At 62.7% G+C, this 17,741-nt stretch carries 19 protein-coding genes; 7 read left to right on the forward strand and 12 right to left on the reverse strand.

What is annotated here, in order from left to right:
• Positions 1-48: 48 nt before the first annotated feature.
• The 9 genes from AR689_RS19995 to AR689_RS20030 all read right to left on the reverse strand — a co-directional run bounded on the left by AR689_RS19995 (position 49) and on the right by AR689_RS20030 (position 8,761).
• The gene (locus AR689_RS19995; protein WP_062072990.1) at positions 49-1,269 is read right to left on the reverse strand and encodes a pyridoxal phosphate-dependent aminotransferase; all 1,221 of its coding nucleotides are present in this window, start codon (positions 1,267-1,269) and stop codon (positions 49-51) included.
• Positions 1,270-1,389: 120 nt separating this feature from the next.
• A complete protein-coding gene (locus tag AR689_RS20000; RefSeq protein ID WP_062072992.1) occupies positions 1,390-2,346 on the reverse strand; it encodes an ABC transporter substrate-binding protein in 957 nt (318 codons plus the stop codon).
• A complete protein-coding gene (locus tag AR689_RS20005) occupies positions 2,343-3,086 on the reverse strand; it encodes an ABC transporter permease (RefSeq protein WP_062072993.1) in 744 nt (247 codons plus the stop codon). The genes AR689_RS20000 and AR689_RS20005 overlap by 4 nt, the downstream gene beginning before the upstream one ends.
• Positions 3,083-3,823, reverse strand: a complete 741-nt coding sequence (locus tag AR689_RS20010) for an ABC transporter permease (RefSeq protein ID WP_062072995.1) — start codon at positions 3,821-3,823, stop codon at positions 3,083-3,085. Before AR689_RS20010 ends, AR689_RS20005 begins: the two co-directional genes overlap by 4 nt.
• On the reverse strand, positions 3,823-4,917 hold the full coding sequence (locus AR689_RS20015) for an ABC transporter ATP-binding protein (RefSeq protein WP_062072997.1): 1,095 nt from the start codon (positions 4,915-4,917) through the stop codon (positions 3,823-3,825). The genes AR689_RS20010 and AR689_RS20015 overlap by 1 nt, the downstream gene beginning before the upstream one ends.
• Before the next feature lie 154 nt (positions 4,918-5,071).
• Positions 5,072-6,271: a ribosome small subunit-dependent GTPase A gene (rsgA, locus tag AR689_RS20020; protein WP_062072998.1), complete on the reverse strand. Its 1,200-nt coding sequence runs from the start codon at positions 6,269-6,271 to the stop codon at positions 5,072-5,074.
• Positions 6,272-6,299: 28 nt separating this feature from the next.
• Positions 6,300-6,458 (reverse strand): hypothetical protein, encoded by a 159-nt coding sequence (locus tag AR689_RS23440; RefSeq protein WP_197412930.1) that lies wholly within the window; start codon positions 6,456-6,458, stop codon positions 6,300-6,302.
• Between the two features lie 24 nt (positions 6,459-6,482).
• Complete coding sequence (locus AR689_RS20025; RefSeq protein ID WP_062073000.1) at positions 6,483-6,935, reverse strand: NUDIX hydrolase; 453 nt, start codon at positions 6,933-6,935, stop codon at positions 6,483-6,485.
• 29 nt (positions 6,936-6,964) lie between these two features.
• Positions 6,965-8,761 carry a glycoside hydrolase family 35 protein gene (locus AR689_RS20030; protein WP_062073906.1) on the reverse strand — a complete coding sequence of 599 codons (1,797 nt, stop codon included), beginning with the start codon at positions 8,759-8,761 and terminating at the stop codon, positions 6,965-6,967.
• Positions 8,762-8,811: 50 nt separating this feature from the next.
• Between AR689_RS20030 and AR689_RS20035 the strand changes: the two genes are divergently transcribed.
• Complete coding sequence (locus AR689_RS20035; protein ID WP_062073001.1) at positions 8,812-9,843, forward strand: pirin family protein; 1,032 nt, start codon at positions 8,812-8,814, stop codon at positions 9,841-9,843.
• On the opposite strand, the gene AR689_RS20040 is transcribed toward AR689_RS20035, so the two are convergent.
• A complete protein-coding gene (locus tag AR689_RS20040) occupies positions 9,840-10,775 on the reverse strand; it encodes an N-acetylglucosamine kinase (protein ID WP_062073003.1) in 936 nt (311 codons plus the stop codon). The two genes, AR689_RS20035 and AR689_RS20040, sit on opposite strands and share 4 nt — an antisense overlap.
• 41 nt (positions 10,776-10,816) lie before the next feature.
• On the opposite strand from AR689_RS20040, the gene AR689_RS20045 reads away from it, so the two are divergent.
• A complete protein-coding gene (locus AR689_RS20045) occupies positions 10,817-11,848 on the forward strand; it encodes an NAD(P)H-dependent flavin oxidoreductase (RefSeq protein WP_197412931.1) in 1,032 nt (343 codons plus the stop codon).
• On the opposite strand, the gene AR689_RS20050 is transcribed toward AR689_RS20045, so the two are convergent.
• A complete protein-coding gene (locus AR689_RS20050; RefSeq protein ID WP_062073007.1) occupies positions 11,823-12,797 on the reverse strand; it encodes a LysR family transcriptional regulator in 975 nt (324 codons plus the stop codon). The two genes, AR689_RS20045 and AR689_RS20050, sit on opposite strands and share 26 nt — an antisense overlap.
• A gap of 94 nt (positions 12,798-12,891) precedes the next feature.
• Here AR689_RS20050 and AR689_RS20055 point away from each other — a divergent pair, with 94 nt between their 5' ends.
• Genes AR689_RS20055 through AR689_RS20065 form a run of 3 tightly spaced genes read left to right on the forward strand, consistent with a single transcriptional unit; the run spans position 12,892 to position 15,355 of the window.
• Positions 12,892-14,121 (forward strand): MFS transporter, encoded by a 1,230-nt coding sequence (locus AR689_RS20055; RefSeq protein WP_062073009.1) that lies wholly within the window; start codon positions 12,892-12,894, stop codon positions 14,119-14,121.
• A gap of 31 nt (positions 14,122-14,152) precedes the next feature.
• Positions 14,153-14,794, forward strand: coding sequence for a TMEM175 family protein (locus AR689_RS20060; RefSeq protein WP_062073011.1), 642 nt, complete (start codon positions 14,153-14,155; stop codon positions 14,792-14,794).
• 54 nt (positions 14,795-14,848) lie between these two features.
• A complete protein-coding gene (locus AR689_RS20065) occupies positions 14,849-15,355 on the forward strand; it encodes an Lrp/AsnC family transcriptional regulator (RefSeq protein WP_062073013.1) in 507 nt (168 codons plus the stop codon).
• Between the two features lie 7 nt (positions 15,356-15,362).
• Here the strand turns inward: AR689_RS20065 and AR689_RS20070 are convergent, their stop codons facing one another.
• Entirely contained in the window at positions 15,363-16,598 is a 1,236-nt protein-coding gene (locus tag AR689_RS20070; RefSeq protein WP_062073015.1) for an MFS transporter, read from the reverse strand.
• Between the two features lie 173 nt (positions 16,599-16,771).
• Between AR689_RS20070 and AR689_RS20075 the strand changes: the two genes are divergently transcribed.
• Positions 16,772-17,287, forward strand: coding sequence for an Lrp/AsnC family transcriptional regulator (locus tag AR689_RS20075; protein WP_082698088.1), 516 nt, complete (start codon positions 16,772-16,774; stop codon positions 17,285-17,287).
• A gap of 19 nt (positions 17,288-17,306) precedes the next feature.
• Positions 17,307-17,732, forward strand: a complete 426-nt coding sequence (locus tag AR689_RS20080) for a DUF1761 domain-containing protein (RefSeq protein ID WP_062073017.1) — start codon at positions 17,307-17,309, stop codon at positions 17,730-17,732.
• The last annotated feature ends 9 nt before the right edge of the window (positions 17,733-17,741 follow it).

The raw sequence follows: 17,741 nt of genomic DNA on the forward strand, positions 1-17,741 counted from the left end.
TGCCTTTCTGCCAGGCCATGCCCCTGTGGCGCGGCCTTGGACCTCAGGCTAGTTGCCCGGGTACCTCGACAGGAAGTCCGCCATGCGCCCAATGGCTTCTTCGATGTCCTTGACGTTGGGCAATGTCACCATTCGGAAGTGGTCCGGCCGAACCCAGTTGAAGGCACGACCATGGGACACCAGAATTTTCTGTTCCTTCAGCAGATCGAGGACGAACTTCTCGTCATCCCGGATATGGAAGACCTCCGGGTCCAACTTCGGGAACAGGTACAGGGCGCCCCTGGCCTGCTGGGTGCTGACTCCTGGGATCGCGTTCAAGAGGTCGTAGGCCTTGTTGCGTTGCTCCAGAAGCCTGCCGCCGGGAAGGATGAGATCGTTGATGCTCTGATAGCCGCCCAGAGCGGTTTGGATGGCATGTTGCGCAGGGACGTTGGCGCACAACCGCATGTTGGCCAGCAGGTTGATGCCCTCGAGGTAATCCGCGGCGTCCTTCTTGGGACCGGAAATGGCCATCCAGCCAGCACGGTAACCGCACACACGGTAGGCCTTGGACAGTCCACTGAACGTCAGGCACAGCACGTCATCCCCGGTGAGCCCGGCAAGGTTCACGTGGACGGCGTCTTCGTACAAGATCTTTTCGTAGATCTCATCAGCGAAAAGAACCAGCCCGTGCTTTTCCGCCAAGGCCACAATCTTCTTGAGTGTCTCCTCCGGGTACACGGCGCCGGTGGGGTTGTTGGGGTTAATCACCACAATGCCCTTGGTCCGCGGCGTGATCTTGGATTCCATGTCCTCAAGATCGGGCTGCCATCCGGACTCTTCGTCGCAGAGGTAGTGCACAGGACGGCCCCCGGCAAGGGCTACCGACGCGGTCCACAGCGGATAATCCGGCGTAGGAATCAGTACTTCGTCGCCGTCGTCCAAGAGCGCCATCAGGGACATGGTGATGAGCTCGCTAACCCCGTTGCCAAGGTAGATGTCGTCAACATGGATGTTCTGGATGCCACGTGTCTGGTAGTACTGCGAGACGGCGGTCCTGGCAGAGAAAATGCCGCGGGAATCGCTGTAACCCTGTGCGTTCGGCAGGTGGCGGATCATGTCCACCAAAATGGCGTCGGGGGCTTCAAAACCAAAAGGTGCCGGGTTTCCGATGTTCAGTTTGAGGATCCGGTGACCCTCCGCTTCCATTTGCTGGGCGGCCTGAAGAATCGGTCCACGGATGTCGTAGAGGACATTATGAAGCTTGGTGGACTGCTTGAAATTCGCCATCCCTCAAATATGCCACACGGGTGATGCAGTTCAGCTGAGACTTAACTCACAGATACGACGACGGCGGTGACAGTCCCGCATGGGTCCGTCACCGCCGTCGTACGCGGTTTTGTTCAGGTGTTACTTGACGATGCCCTTGTCCTTCAGCCATGCAGCAGCAGCGTCCTTGGGTGCCTGCTTCTGGTCGCCACTGACGGCGCGGTTCAGGTTGATGAGGTCATCAGTGGTGAGGATCTTGGAGACGTTGTTGAGCGCTTCCTTGGCCTTATCCGTCATCTTGGCCTCCTTGACCAACGGCAGGACCTGCTGGGCCTTGAAGTTGTTCTTCGGGTCTTCGAGGACAACAAGGTCGTTGTCGGCGATGGACGGCGTGGTGGTGTAAATGTCCGCCACCTGAACCTTGTCCTCGAGGAGGGCCTGGAGCGTCAGGTTGCCGCCGCCGTCGTTGAAGGGCTGAAGGCCCTTGAGCTCGCAACCATAATTGGCCTTCAGCCCCGGGAAGCCGTAAGCGCGGGTCTCAAAAGTGGCCGGTGCCGCCATGGTGAAGTCCTTGCAGACCTTCGCCAGGTCCTCAATGGACTTCAGCTGGTACTTCTCGGCTGTGGCCTTGGTGACCACCATGGCGTCCTTGGACTCGGCCTTGGCCGGCTCCAGGACTGCAAGTCCGTCCGGAAGCTTGCCCGGAAGTGCCTTGTAGACGTCCTCGGCGGACACCTCGGCAGCTTCGGTGTCCACGTAGGACAGGAGGTTGCCGGAGTAGTCCGGAACGAGGTCTACGGAGCCGTCCTGGACAGCCTTGAAGTAGATCTCGCGCGAGCCGATGTTCGGCTTGGACGTTGCCGTAAGACCTGCGGCGTTGAGGGCGCCAACATAGATCTCGGCGATGACCTGGCTCTCCGGAAAATCTGCGGAACCAACCACCAACGAGCCACCGTCGGAGGAACCGCTGGGTGCCGAAGTGGAAGGCGTCGCCAAGGGACTGCCGCCGCACGCGCTCAAGGCGAGGGCCACACCCACTCCGGCGGCCAAGCCGCCGAGACCACGGCGCGTAAGGGTCATGGGGACGGTGTTTTTCATGGTGTACCTCCTTGAACGGCAGCCCCGGCGGGAACCGTGGCTGTGAGATCGTCGGACGCCTTCTGGCGTCCGCGTGAATCGAGGGTCAGGCCGGGCGAAATAACGAGTCTCTGGACGCCGGCAAGGATAAGGTCCACGGCGATGGCCAGCCCCGCGATGAGCAGGGAACCGCCGAGCATCCTGGGGAAATCCTGCAGGACGAGGCCGTCGAACAAGTACCGCCCCAGCCCGCCCAACGGAAGGTAGGCAACCACAGAGACTGTTGCGATGACCTGCAGAACAGCCGTGCGAATACCGCCGAACATGACTTGCAGTCCGTTGGGCAGTTCAACACGGAAGAGAATCTGAAGTTCGGTCATGCCCATGGCCCGGGCCGCGTCAACCACGGTGGCTTCCACGCTGGAAATGCCGGCATAGGTCCCCGCCAGGAGCGGCGGCACAGTGAGGATGACAAGCGCCCATACGGGAGGCATCAGGCCACTGCCGGCCAGCAAGGCAAAGAGGACCAGCAACCCGAGGGTCGGGAGGGCACGTAAAGCGCCGGCCACGGCAACCGCAACCACGCGGCCACGGCCGGTGTGCCCGATGTAGAGGCCGATGGGCACGGCAATCACTGCGGCGATCAGCAGGACCAGGGCACTGTACTGCAGGTGCTCCAGCAAGCGTGTGGGGATTCCCCCGGTCCCGGTCCAGTTCTTGGGGTTGGTCAGCCAGGCGATGGTTTCAGCAAAAATGTTCATGCGGATGCTCCCTGGTCCGGGCGTGGTCCTGCTGCGGATGCCGCAGATCCAGCCTTGGGCTCAGTAGCCAGGGCGTTGGCGTCAGGACGCGGCGACTTTCCACCAACGGCCCGGGTCCACGGAGTCAGCAGCCGCTCCAAGACCACCAGGAATGCGTCCATCAACAGCGCCAGCACCAGGATGGCGATGATACCCACCACCACTTCGGTAATGAACGTGCGCTGGAGACCGTCCGTGAACAGAACTCCCAGGTTGCCAACGCCCAAAAGCGCCGCGACACTCACCAGGGAAATATTGCTGACGGAAACCACCCGTAGACCCGCGAACATGACCGGCAAGGACAACGGAAGGTCCACCTGGAAGAAGCGCGCCAAGGGTTTGAAGCCCATGGCCACCGCAGCATTCCGAAGGTCGTCGTCCACGGAGTCGAAAGCGTCCATCGCGGCACGGACCAGCAGGGCCACGGCATAGATGGTCAGCGCCACCACCACGTTCAGGGGGTCAAGGATCCGCGTGCCAAGGATGGTGGGAAGAATGATGAACAGAGCCAGCGATGGAATGGTGTAGAGCAGTGACGTGGCCGTAGCCACCACCGATCTCAGCGCGCTGTTGCGTCTGGCCAGTTGGGCCAACGGAACCGAAATCAGGAGGCCCAGGATCATGGGAATGATGGCCAGCACCATGTGCTGACCTGCCAGGCCCAGGACCATGCCACTGTTGGCGAGGAACCACTCCATCAGGTGGGGTCCTCCCTGTGGTGGCGGACTTCTTCGATCAATGCCAGGACTTCGGGCGCCTTCAGGACGCCGGCCACCCGGCCGTCGTCGTCCACCGCAACGCCAAGGCCCGACGGCGACGACAACGCCGCGTCCAGCGCGCGCCGCAGGGTGTCGCCCTTACGGAAGAGTGAACCCCCGGGGATCAGACCGGCGCCCTCGCGCGGCGAGGACCAACCCAGCGGACGCGAATCCTCATCGACCACCAGCGCCCACTCCCCCGATTGGCGGCCGGCGTGCTGACCATCAGAGGGACTCACCATGGTCACCGGGTGCAAGGTCACGGCGTCCGCTGGGTTGAAGGCAAGGTGCCGGAAGCCGCGATCGCGACCCACAAAGGAGGCCACGAAGTCGTTGGCAGGTGCGCGAAGGATCTCTTCCGGAGCCGAGTACTGCGCGAGTTTCCCCCCGACAGCGAAGACAGCCACTTTGTCGCCAAGAACAGTGGCTTCGTCGATGTCGTGCGTGACAAAAACGATGGTTTTGGCCAGCTCCCGCTGCAGGCGCAAGAGTTCCTGCTGCAGTTCGTCACGAACCACGGGATCCACGGCGCTGAAAGGTTCGTCCATCAACAGCACCGGCGGATCAGCAGCGAGCGCCCGGGCAACCCCGACACGTTGCTGCTGACCACCTGAGAGTTGGGATGGGTACCTTTTGCCCAGGATGGAAGCCAACCCGACGACGTCGAGCAGTTCCGCAGCGCGTTTCCGCGCCTCCGCTTTGGGAACACCGTTGAGCCGTGGCACGGTGGCGATGTTGTCCAGGACGGACCGGTGCGGCAGCAGGCCCGACGACTGCATGACGTAACCCATGGAACGGCGCAACTGAGCCGCGGGAACCTGGGAGACGTCCTCTCCCGCAACAGTGATGGTTCCACTGGTGGGCTCCACCATACGGTTGATCATGCGCAGGGACGTTGTCTTGCCGCAGCCCGAGGGGCCGACAAACACGGTGATGGTGCCTTTGTCTATGGACATGGTGAGGGCATCCACCGCCGGTTGCCCGCCTTGGTACTGCTTGGTAACGCTCTTGAACTCAATCATGGCTTCGGCCATACCAGGGCTTACCTATCTGTGGTGGAGAACATCGGTAGAGCCAGATGATCATATGCACTCTTATTACTTGGCTGCAAAGCAATCTTCACCCAGCGTAGCCAGCACCCCCGACGATGTCAGCGCCGCCACGAGTTCCGTAATGAATCGGCAATGTTCAGCGTTTGCGTCTCTTGCCGCCCTTCGCCGCCCTCTCCTCGGCTTGATCATGCCTGTATCGCTCGGCCGCGCGCTGCCCCCGGTCCGCCGACATGACCTTTTGGTGCCATTCGCGCTGATACGCCCGACGGGCCGCCGCATCATGTTTCCTGGCCAAGGCTGCCAGTTCGCGTTGCAGCTTCAGATAGCTGGCCCATCGCCGGTGATCCAAGGACTCCTGCGCGAGCGCCTCCTGCACTGCGCACCCCGGCTCTGCTTGATGCGCGCAGTCCGTGAAACGACAGTGGGAGAAGAGTTCCTCCAGATCGCCGAACATTTCCTCCATTCCCTCGTCCGCGTCGAAGAGCCCGAAGCCGCGGACTCCCGGCGTGTCCATGAGCACGGCGCCTCCGGTCAAAGGCACCAGCTCCCTTGAGGTGGTGGTGTGTTTGCCCTTGCCGTCTCCGGACCGCACTGCGCCCGTCTGTTGGACGTCCCGCCCCGTGAGGGCATTAATGAGCGTTGATTTCCCGGCGCCGGAAGGACCCAGCAACACCAGCGTTGCGCCGTGGGGAATGTGCTGCATCAGTTCCTCGAGGCCGTCGCCCTGCTCTGCGGAGGTGGTGACAACATGCACGCCTGCAGCTTGCAGGATGACCTCCCCCACAACGTCGTCCGCGAGGTGCGAAAGGTCGGCTTTAGTGATAACCACCAGTGGCATAGCACCCGAATCCCAGGCAGCCACCAGCGTCCGTTCGAGCCGGTTGTGCGTCAACGGACGATCCACGGGGACCACAACAGCCACAATGTCGATGTTGCTGCCCAGGATCTGCTCCTCCGAAGAGGCTTCAAACGCGCGTTTACGGCTCAGCGCCGAATGCCGGGGCAGGACCTCGACGACGGCTGGCTCACCGGCGCTGTTGTGTCCGAGCCACACCCAGTCCCCCGTTGCAGGTACCAGGCCATGGGTTGGGTAGGGCAGATGCAGTTGCCCCTCGGCCGATGCTACGAGCACCCGATTCCGGTCCAGGCGAATGACGCGTCCGGGGATGGCGTCAGGCTGGGTGTCCGGCGCTGTGTGGGCGGCGAAAAGCTCCGCGGTTTTGTCAGTGAAGCCGTACTCCACAGGTCCCTTCAATTCCTGCGTGGGACGGTCGTGGGTGAAATGTTGCTTGGTGGAACTGAGAGAGGGGTCGCTTGATGAAGCGTAAGTGTTCAATGAAATGCCTCTGATGAGGCCCGGCCGCCTAGTTTTGGCAGGCTGATGCCGGGGCAGGAATGGTGGGCTGATGACGGCGCGCTGCAACTGAGTGCGGGGCGCGCAAGGTCTCGGCAATCATCAAATCCACCTCCTCGGCATCCGGGCCGGCAACGGGTGTGCCGGCAACGATGTTCAGCGTAGCCAAGACGAGGTGCCCTTGGCTAGGGCTTTAAGTCAGCTTTCCGTCCTCAGGGCGTTCCCGGTGCAAGCGCAGTGCCGTGTCCACCAAGGAGACGCGGTTGAGCTTCTGCACGTCCTCCAGCGGGATCCATGCCGCGTGGGTGGTACTGCCATCCACTTCGTGCGTCAGTTCGCCGCCTATGACGGTGGCCTCGTAGACCAGCCTGAGGGCTTGAAAATCCTTCACCGAACCGTCGGGACGGATCTCGCCCGGCCAGTGTCCGACGTCGATACCCAGCATTCGTTCAATCCGGGCTTCGTATCCGGTTTCTTCAAACACCTCACGCCGGCAACCATCCACAGGATGTTCTGCCAGGTCCAAGCCTCCACCTGGCAACGTCCAGCCTTCTTTGCCGTCCTGCTTCCAATACGCCAGCAAGATCTTATCTTCACGGACAATCACGGCGTAAGCGGCTGGGCGGGTATCGAACTGCAGGGTCATGGAGTCAGCATAATTCCTTGCGTTGAGCGCTACGGAAGGTCGGCGGCCTCGATCGGGCCTGCTTCTTCGGGACCAAGGTCAGGCGCCTCGCGAAGTTCGACGACGGTCCCAGGCTTCCCGAGTTCGAGCACCTTGATGCTGTTGCGGCCTTCTTTTAGCAACGGAGCCGGCGCATAAAGTGTCACCTGCGGGCCCTTCTCCCAGTAACGGCCCAGGAGGAAACCGTTGAGCCAAACGAAGCCCTTCCCGGAATCAGACAAGGCAATGTAGGTGTCGGCCGGCTCGTCCACCTCGAAGTCGGCTCCTGCCAAGCCTTCCAGGTCCTCAAGCTTCCAGTCGGCGAGCGCCACAGGGGTCTGCGTCCAGTGGAAGGTGTAGCGCTGGTTGACCAGGACGCCGCCCAGAATTCCCTTGCCATGACCCGTCAGGGGCCCGTAATTGATGCGACCGAGGTTTTCCACCAGGATTTCCAGCTTGGCGGCGACGCCTGTGCCGGTAACGGCAAGGCCCTCCGCTCCGGTGACGTCGTCCAGGACCCCGGCGAAGGTGCCGTCTATCCAGACGTAGGCACGGTCGTTGAGCCCGGCGATCTTCAACCGGCTCTGGGTGGGAGCGTCGGCGCGACCGGGAAGGATGGCTTCAGAGGCATAGAGGACCATGCCGGCGTCGAGTCCCAGCTGCTCGAAGCCAAGTGGCTTGACACTGGTGATCGGCGTTCCGGCGGAGCGCACCAACTCCAACAGCTCCGGGCCATTGGTCAGGGGCAAGGACTGGGCAGGCAGTACGGGAGTGTCAGCCAGCAATTCAGCGGGCAGTTCGGGCAGCTCTTCGATTCCCTGGGCATGGAAGAACTCCTTGCGGAAGGCATGAAACTTGGGAGTCAGGGCGCCGTTCTCTGCAATGGGCGCATCGGAATCGTAGCTGGTGACTGTCGGCTGGAGCATGGCGCCATCATGGTTGCTCCCGGACCCGAGACCAAAATTGGTCCCACCATGGGCCATGTAGACGCAGATCGAGCCACCGAGATCGAGCATCTTGCGGGCCTCCGCTGCGGCGTCTTCGGCGTCCCGGCGGTGATGGTGTTCGCCCCAGTGATCGAACCATCCACCCCAGAATTCCACGTTGAAGAACGGCTCGCCGGGCCGGCGTCGTTGCCATGTGGCTACCGCTTCGTCGCCACGGCTTCCCAGCGTTGCCGTCGCCCAGGTTCCTTCTATGGAACCGCCGTCGAGGAAGTAGTCCGTGCCGCCGTCGGCAGTGAAAAGGAGCTCAGTGATGCCACGGTCTTCCAGGGCACGCCGGTTCCAGCGGATGTACTCGTGATCGTCGCCGTAGCTGCCGTATTCGTTTTCAATTTGCACGGCCACCACCGGACCACCCTCGGACGCCTGCCGTGAAGCCACGATGGGAAGGAGCTGATCGAACCATTCCTCGATCGCGGCGGTGAACACCGGGTCCATGCAGCGCAGGCCGATGCCGGGAATGCCGGTCAGCCAGGCGGGGAAGCCGCCGTTGTCCCATTCGGCGCAGATGTAGGGGCCGGGGCGGACGATGACATCCAGCCCTTCCTCGGCGGCGAGGTCGATGAACCTACCTAGGTCGCGCCAGTCGCTGAAGTCCGGTGCCTCATCGCGCTTAGGCTGGTGGAAGTTCCAGGCAACGTAGGTGTCCACTGTGTTGGCGCCCATCGCTTTGAGTCGACGCAGCCGGTCCTGCCACAGGGCCGGGTGAACACGGAAGTAGTGGATGGCTCCGGCGAGGATGCGATACGGTTCACCCGAACGGTAAAGGACAGCGTCACGGTAGCTCAGGAGGGCGTTGTTCACGTGCAACAGATTAGCTCAATTTCCAACATTTATGCACAGGCGATGATGACATGACCAATCTTGATACTTCTCCCGCACAGGAAGTCTGCCCCGCGGCGCCGGAAGGTCAAGGTCCCTGCGTTCAGCTGTGGCCCGAGCGCGAGGTCCCTTTGGGTGGCGTGCGGGCCATGAACGTCATGAGGACACTGCCCCAGCGGGGACTGCCGACGGTGGGCGCTTGGTGCTTTCTGGACAGCTTTGGGCCGGACAGGGTGGCCATGAGCGTGCTCCCCCACCCACATTGCGGGCTGCAAACCGTCACGTGGCCCATGGAAGGGTCCGTGCGTCACCGCGACAGTGTGGGCAGCGATGTTGTGGTCCAGCCGGGTGAGCTGAACATCATGACCGCAGGCCATGGCATCTCACACTCTGAATTTTCAGTCCTCGCGGCCGGCGCCGACGGAGGGTCTGGTGCTCTGGTGGAAGAAATTCCCGTGTCCCGCGGGCTCCAACTGTGGGTTGCGCTACCGGAGGAGCACAGGCACCGTGCGCCGTCTTTCGAACAAGTGAAGGACCTGCCGGTGGCCGTGGGCGAAGACTTCAGGGCAACCGTCATGGTGGGAGAATTTGCGGGCCAGCGCTCCCCCGCCACCATGTTCAGCCCCATTGTTGGAGCGGACATCACAGGCACAGGAACCCTTGAACTACCGTTGCGGCCTGACTTTGAGCACGCCGTCCTGGTCCTTGACGGCCACCTCGTCATAGACGGCCAGGACATCGAGGCCGGACCGCTGGCCTACCTGGGCGCCGGCCGGTCCAGCCTCGCCGTCCAAGCGCAGCCGGAAACCCGTTTCATGCTCCTCGGTGGCGAGCCCTTCGGCGAAGACCTGCTCATGTGGTGGAACTTCGTGGGCAGGACGCACGAAGAAGTGGAAAAGGCCCGCGAGGAATGGGAAGCCGAGGGACTGCTCGACGACGACGCTGCCGCCGCCTCACGCTTTGGATTCGTCCCGGGCCACGGTCCTGACGCAGGGCCGGAGGCCGGACGCATTCCTGCCCCGCCCCTGCCGGGAGTGAAGCTCCGCCCACGTACGCGCGGCTAGGGGCGCTGCTCGGCCACCAAACGAGGGACACCGAACACCGGATCCTGCTGAAGAATACGCACATCAGTGATCCCATTTTCGGCCAGCTTGGCTTTAAACGCTTCCTGAAGCCGCGGGACGTTCATGCCCAGTCCGCTTCCGAGGATCACCGGGCCGTCGATGCCCAGTTGGCGGACTGCCTGTTCGGCGAGGTCAGCCAGGTCGCAGCCCGCTTGCTCCACGAGGGCCATGCTGACTTCGTCGCCAGCGTCGGCTGCTTCCACCACCAACCGGGCCTGCTGCGCCCAATAACGGCGCCCCGTGTCCGGTGAATGGAACAGCGCTATCAGCTTGCCGGGTTCGTCCACACCCACGGAGTCCAACAGTGCACGGCTGAGCTGATCAGCCTCCAACCCTTGGTTCATCCGGCGCAGGCTGTGGCGCACCGCTTCGCGCCCCAACCAGTAACCGCTTCCTTCGTCGCCCAGGAGGTAGCCCCAGCCGCCCGCGCGGGCTTCCTCGCCGGCGTCGTTCCTGCCCCACGCGGCTGAGCCGGTGCCGGCGATGACTGCGACGCCCGTGCTCGCTCCCCCGGCTGCCAACAGAAGGCGTGAATCGTGGACCACGGTGATGCGCGCGCCGGGCGCATGGGGTGCTATGAGGTCTGCGAGCGCCTGGGCGTCCTCGTCGGTATCGATCCCACCGGCACCGGCGTACACCTGGTCAATGTGGCCGCCACCGATTTTCCCGAACAACTCAGCAAGGTTGGCTGCGGCCACCTCACGGCTCACGTTCTGGACATTGGAGCTGCCAGCGCTCTGGTCACTCACCGGAGACCCGTCTTCGAACCGCACGCCGCGGGTTTTGGTGCCGCCGATGTCGAGCCCTATGACGGTGCCGCTCACGACTTTCAGAGGGGCGTGGGAATGCTGGACAGAGTCAGGATTGTTCACCGTGAAAGACTAGCTTGGAGCGTCCGGAGGAGAAACCGCACATGCCCGAATCCTTTTTTGGTACACCGTTTATTGCAGCTCCCATGGCCGGAGGAACGTCCACGCCGGCGTTGGTGAAGGCAGTTCATGAGGGTGGCGGGCTGGGATTCATAGCCGCCGGCTACAAGAGCCCCGACGCCATGATTGCCGAAATAGCTGCCACGCGGGAACTCAAGGTCCCCTTTGGCATGAATGTGTTTGTACCGGATGCACGTCAGCTCCCGCCACGTCCTGAGGCCCGGGCGCAGATTGAGGCCTACCGGGCCGAATTGGAACCTGAGGCGGCCCGCTACGGCGTGTCCCTTCCTCCCCTGCGGCTTGATGATGACGACGCGTGGCAGGACAAGATCGACGCCCTGCTGGCCGACCCCGTGGAGTTTGTGAGCTTCGCCTTTGGCCTCCCGGGAAAGCCGGTGGTCCATGCACTACAGAAGGCGGGCAGCCGGGTTATTGCCAGCGTCACCAGTGTTGAAGAAGCTTTGGCTGCTGCGGAGGAGGGGCCTGACGCCCTGGTGGTGCAGCACAGTTCCGCGGGCGGGCACACGGCAGCTTTCCTCCTTGGCCGGCCCGGATCAGTAGCCCGCACGACGGCGGAGCTGGTGGCCCAGGTGCGTGGCGCCGTCGGACTTCCGCTCATTGCGGCAGGCGCCATCATGGACAATTCCGGCCTGCGTGAAGTACTGGCAGCGGGTGCGGAGGCCGCGCAGGTGGGCACCGCTTTGGTGCGCACTGAAGAGAGCGGTGCGCGGAAGCCACTTAAGGACGCGTTGGGTGATCCTGCATTTACGGAGACGGCAATGACCCGGGCTTTCACGGGACGATGGGCCCGTTCCTTGGTTAACGACTTCGTCCGGGACCACCGGGACGCGCCGGAAGGATATCCCGCGATCCACCATCTCACCAGCCCTGTCCGGGGCGCAGCATCTGCTGCCGGAGATCCCCACCGCCTCAACTTATGGGCCGGGACGGGCTGGCAGCAGGCCAGAGGAGGATCCGCTGCGGACGTGGTCAGGGAGTTCCTGACCGGGCTCTGACGAGTTCGGCGAGCAGTTCCCCGCCCTCATTGACCACGAGTTCGCGGAACAGCCTGACGGCGTCCGGCTCAAAGCTTCGCTCCCGCCAGGCAAGACCGATCTGCCGGAACGCCAGGTCCGATTCGATGGCGACTTCCACGAGCCCGAGTTCGGCCTTCGGAAGGAACTGCCCTGTCCCGGACCCGGGTCCTGCCGGGGGCAGGATGCTGAACCCCAGTCCGGCCGAGACCAGGCCACGGGCCGAGGTTGACTCCTGGACTTCAAAGGCAATCCGCGGACGAAAGCCGGCTTCCCGCAGCAGCGCCTCACCCAGCGCCCGGAGCCCCACTCCCTCGGGAAGGGTGATGTAGGGCTCGTGCCGGAGCTCGGAGAGGCGCACGCTGTTCCGTTCCGCCAAGGGATGCCTGTAGTGCAGCACGGCTCGCAGGGGTTCCCGGTAGAGCGGCATGGCGTGAATGCCACGCCCTTCCGGGGCGATGGGTGCTGTCAAAGCGAAGTCCATGTCCCCGTTGGCCAGTTGCGTCAGGCAATCGTCGCGAGGACCCTGCCAGAGTTCGAATACAGTGTGTGGGTGGCGGCCGCGGAAGGCGCTGATGAGCAGGGGCAGTGTCGCTTCACCGAAGGTGTGTTGGAAGGAGACCCCGATGCGCCCCCGGACCACGTCCGATTCGTGCCGCACCCGGTCCAACCCGGCCTGGAAATCCTGCAGTGCTGCCTCGATGTAGGGCAGCAGGGTCCTGGCTGCAGGGGTCAGCCGGATGCCCCGGCCGTCCCGGATGAGCAGGTCCATACCCACTATGGCGCTTGCCCTTGCCACGGCACGGCTCACTGTTGACTGTGGAACGCCGAGGATTTCCGCGGTTTCTGTCATGTGTTCCGTGCGGCCAAGTTCGGCGAGGACGGGCAGCAACGGGAGGAGTTGAACGAGTTGGTGATGATCCGGCTCCACTGCATTCCTTCGCTGGTGATTCATGCATTCCTGCATCAATCCTAGATGACCTATGCATTGGAATCAGGAGTTTGCTCCGTCCTAATCTGACTCGGTGAGCAAAGCAATTTCCGTAGCCAGCACCGAATCCTGGGATGGACATGCCAAAGGCTCCAGAGGCTACAGCCGCGTCCTGGCAGCGCTGGCCCTTGCCGGCGTTGCGACTTTCGCGCAGTTGTACTCCACCCAAGCCGTGCTTCCACTCATGGCAACTGACCTGCAGATCACGGCAGCCGAAGCCGCGCTGAGCATTTCCCTTGCCACTGTGGGCCTGGCTGCCACCGTACTTCCATGGTCCTTCCTGGCGGACAGGATTGGCCGGGTCCGCGCCATGGCCCTTGGCATCGCCATCGCCACATTGTTGGGATTACTGGTGCCCCTTGCGCCCACCGTGCCCGTGCTGTTGGGTCTGCGGACCTTGGAAGGCATGGCCTTGGGCGGTATCCCCGCGATCGCCATCGCCTACCTCAACGAGGAAGTCACCAAAGTCCACACAGCCCTCGCAGCGGGCACCTACGTTGCCGGAACCACCCTGGGCGGATTGGCCGGGCGCCTTGTGGCCGGGCCTGTTGGAGAACTATGGGGATGGCGCGCCGCAGCCCTGGCGGTATCCCTGCTGGCCACGGTCTCAGCTGTCTTGTTCCTGGTGCTTGTTCCGAAGCAACGCAGGTTCAGCCCTGCCCCTGCTTTGGGATTTCGGGGAGCTCTCCGGACCCTGGGTGGGCACTCCAGCAATCCCAAGCTGCTGTCCCTCTACTTGCAGGCGTTCCTGCTCATGGGTGGCTTCGTGGCCGTCTATAACTACCTCGGCTTCCGTTTGCACGCAGAACCCTTTGGGCTTCCTGCGACCGTTGTCAGCCTGATTTTCCTGGCGTACTTGTCCGGAACGGTCAGTTCGCGCTGGGCAGCGGGGCTGACCACCAGATTTGGCCGCCGGAACGTCCTGGTGGCAGGGATCGCCATTATGTCGGCTGGTTTGGCAATGACGTTGGTGGAAAATCTGGCAGCCACCTTAGTGGGGCTGGTGATCTTCACCGGCGGTTTCTTCGCTGCCCATAGCGTTGGCTCAGGGTGGACCGGAGCCATCGCCACAACAGGCCGGGCGCAAGCAGCGTCCTTGTACAACCTGTCCTACTACCTGGGTTCCAGCGTCATTGGCTGGGCGGGCGGTCTCGCCTTTCAGGCTTATGGCTGGCCGGCATTGGCGTTGAGCGTGATCGCGCTGTCATGCACGACGGCGGCAGTTACCTTGATAGTTCACCGATCACCGCGTCACCCCCGCTGATTTCACCCTGACTGCCCCTACAATCGGAGGCATGACACAGGTCACGAAAAACCGGGAGCTGTCGTCGCCGGAGCGTTTGCAAGCGTTTACGGATGCCGTGGTGGCGATTGCTTTGACGTTGTTGATCCTGCCGCTCATGGAAAGCGTGGGAGAACTTGCCGACCATGACGGCACAACGGCTGAGTGGTTGGCTGAGGAACAGTACGCCTTGCTCGGCTTCGTCCTCAGCTTCATCCTCATCGCAGTGTTTTGGGTGCACCACCACAAGCTGTTTCGCAGCGTCAAGCGTGTTGATGCGGGCCTGCTGTGGTTGACGGTGGCATGGATGTTCACCATTGTGGTGATGCCCGTGGCCACATCACTCTCCACCCAGATGACGTCCGACTGGGCACAGCCCCTCGTCTATATAGGCACCTTGTTCGCCACCAGCCTGATGCTTCTGCTGGCCCGCATCTATCTCCGGTCCCACGCTGACCTCCACGACATGGCTGACAATGACGCCGTGCTGGGTATTCGAGCGAGTTGGATCGTTTCCGGCCTCTTCCTTGCTGCACTCGTTCTGGCCGTTGTCATTCCCGGTGCAGGAAACTGGCCCCTGTTGTTGATGCTCCTCAGCGAACCGCTTCAACGGTTGGACCGGCGACGAGGTAGCCGCTCGCCCGCGAAGCGATAGTCACCTGAAGAATTGACCGCATAAGATGGTGGGAAGGCAATTTCAGGAGGATCCGTGAGCAACCCCACGAAGAATGTTCGGTCAACCACGGGCAACGCAGAGCCCCTGGACGCGATCGATGAACGCATTCTCGCAGCGTTGGTGGACGACGCCCGCATATCCAACAAGCAACTGGCTGAACTCGTGGGGATCGCCCCCTCCACGGCCCTGATGCGCACCAGGGCGCTCTCCGAACGCGGAATCATTGAAGGCTTCGAGGCCGTGTTGAGTCTGCCGGCCATCGGCCGCTCTGTTCAGGCCCTCATCGCTGTACGCCTGCGCGCCCATGACCGGGACCAGATTGACCGTTTCACGGCGCGCGTCCCCAAGCTTCCGGCGGTCATTTCCACGTTCCACACCACCGGCTCCGTGGATTACCTTCTCCATATTGCAGTGGCCAACACGGACGACCTCCGTAACTGGCTTCTGGACAACCTCGCCACCGACCCCGTGGTGGGTCACACCGAAACCACAATGGTCTTCCAGCACATCCCCGGCAACCGGGGACCGTTGCCCGAGTAAGCGGCTTTCAGTCCCGCACGGACTTCCGAAGAGACACTGCCGCGAGCGCCAGGGCTCCCCCACCGCACAAAGCGGTGAAAACCACGACGGCGGTCTGCAGGCCGAGTGCCGTCACAGCCAGTCCCAGCCCAATCACCGGAACAGCACTGCCCAAATAGGTGATGACGTAGACGGTGCTGATGACTTGGGCGTGCCGTGCCGCTTCCACTTTGCCGGCAACCTCGTTGAAGACCTGCCGGAAGGCAATCCCCTGACCTGCCCCTGCCGTGATGCTGGCCGTCACCAGCAGCCAAGGGCTGGACCACGCTGCCGCGGCTCCCACCAGAATTACGGAGACGCCCAGCACGCCCAGGGACACAGGGACAACGAAGCGCCCGCGGGCACCCAGTAGCTGGCTCAAGGCTGAGGCCCCCAACGTGAGGCCGGCAAGGAGGCCAATGAGAGGCCTGGAATCTGCGTGGACCACGCCGGCGAAATAGCCCGGCGCCAAGGAAAGGCAGAAGCCGAACACCGAAAAGCTGAGGAATCCGGTGGCGGCAGCCATCCAGAATGCTCCGCGGGCGTCCCGTGAGATGGACGGCCTTCTGGGAGCAAGGACCTTGAGGGGTTTCGGGCCTTCCGCCGGAGCGATGGCAGGCCTGGCCTTGAGGAGCCACAGGGGAATAAGGGCCGCTACCAACACCGCCGAATGGACGTAGTAAGGGGTACGCGTGGGGTCCGGCAAAAGCGACAAGACGCCACCGATAGCGGGTCCGGCCGCTACGCCTCCGGCTGAAGAAAGCAGCGTAAAACGGGAAGCCCAGTCGGGCCGTTGGGGAAGCAGTTCGCGAAGTGCCGCGGAGCTGGCTCCCGTGGCCAGCCCAACGGCCACGCCCTGCAGCGCCCGGCCCAGGGACAACGAGACCAGAGAATCCGCGTTCGCGAAGATCACCCCACCTGCCAGGCCGACCAACACAGCAAGGACCAGCGCTGCCCTCCGCCCGATGTGGTCCGACCAATGACCTGCCACCATGAGGACCGCTATCAAAGCAAGGACGTAGCTCGAGAAGGCAACAGTGACGCCCAGCGAGGACATGCCAAGGCGGGACTGGAGCAAGGGATACAGCGGTGTGGCGAGATTGGCGCCGACCAACAGTGTGAAGATCACCATTCCGGCCAGGACCAGCCGGGCGGTGGTGGAGGCATCCCATCCCCAGCGATCGGCGGTAGCCGGACGCATGCGGAGTTCGCTCAAGACAGTCATTTCATTGCCTTCGGGCTAGGTGGCCGGGCTGCAGATTTCCTTGTGGGAAACGCAACCCCGCTCATTATTGATGGCAACAGAATGCAATGGAGCTGATCTCAAAGGGCCATAGAGATGCAAGAATTGAGCAAAATACTCAAAGTATTGCGAGCCAAGTGAGCTGGAGTGACCATTTGAACACCCTTGACCCCATGGACCTGAAGATCCTCCTGGAACTCATCAAGGATCCCCGCATCCAGATCGCCGAGTTGAGCGACGAACTGGGCATCGCGCGCAACACGGCCCAAAGCAGGGTCAAGCGCCTTCTCCGGTCCGGGGTGCTTCACGCTGCGGGACGGGAAGTGGACCTCGAAAAGGTGGGTTACGACGTCGTAGCCTTCGTCACGATTGAAGTCACCCACCGGGAACTCGACGGCGTCATCGGCGCCTTGCGCCTGATCCCCCAAGTGCTGGAGGTCCATGAAATTTCCGGTCGCGGCGACCTGTGGTGCCGGGTGGTGGCAACGGATACCCACAACCTGCAGTCAGCCTTGCGCGCAGTGCTACGCACCAAGGGAGTCATCAGGACCGAAACCGTGCTGGCACTGCACACCCATATCCCCTACCGCACTGAGCCGCTCATCGGCAGGATGGCGGCCACACCAACACGGTCCAGGCAGGAGGTCCGGAGCGCCGGTCCCGGGGCCTGAACGCACTAGGATTTCATGCATGGATTGGCTCTCACACATCTCCCAGATCAACTGGCTCGCCGTACTTCTGGCTTTCGTTTCAAGCATGGTGATCGGCTTCGTCTGGTACATGCCGGCCGTCCTGGGCCGCAGATGGATGCAGGCGATCGGCAAAACCGAAGACGACCTCAAGAACATAGAAGGCGGAGCAGGTATCTGGGTCCCCATGATGGTTGCAGCGGCCGTGACCAGCATCCTCCTGGCTGTCCTCATCAGCGCTCTGGAACTCAATACCTTCCTTGCCGGTGGCTTCTTCGCACTCATTGTTGCCCTGGTATTCCGTGCCGGCGGCCATGTCATTCACAATGGTTTCGCCGGGCGGCCATTCGCAGTGACCCTCATCGACTCCGGCCACGACCTCGTGGCCATGGTCATTGCGGGCGCCATCATCGGAGCCATGCAGTAGCGTTCAACC

Origin of the sequence: Arthrobacter sp. EpRS71 (assembly GCF_001512285.1) — a bacterium.
Lineage (GTDB): Bacteria > Actinomycetota > Actinomycetes > Actinomycetales > Micrococcaceae > Arthrobacter.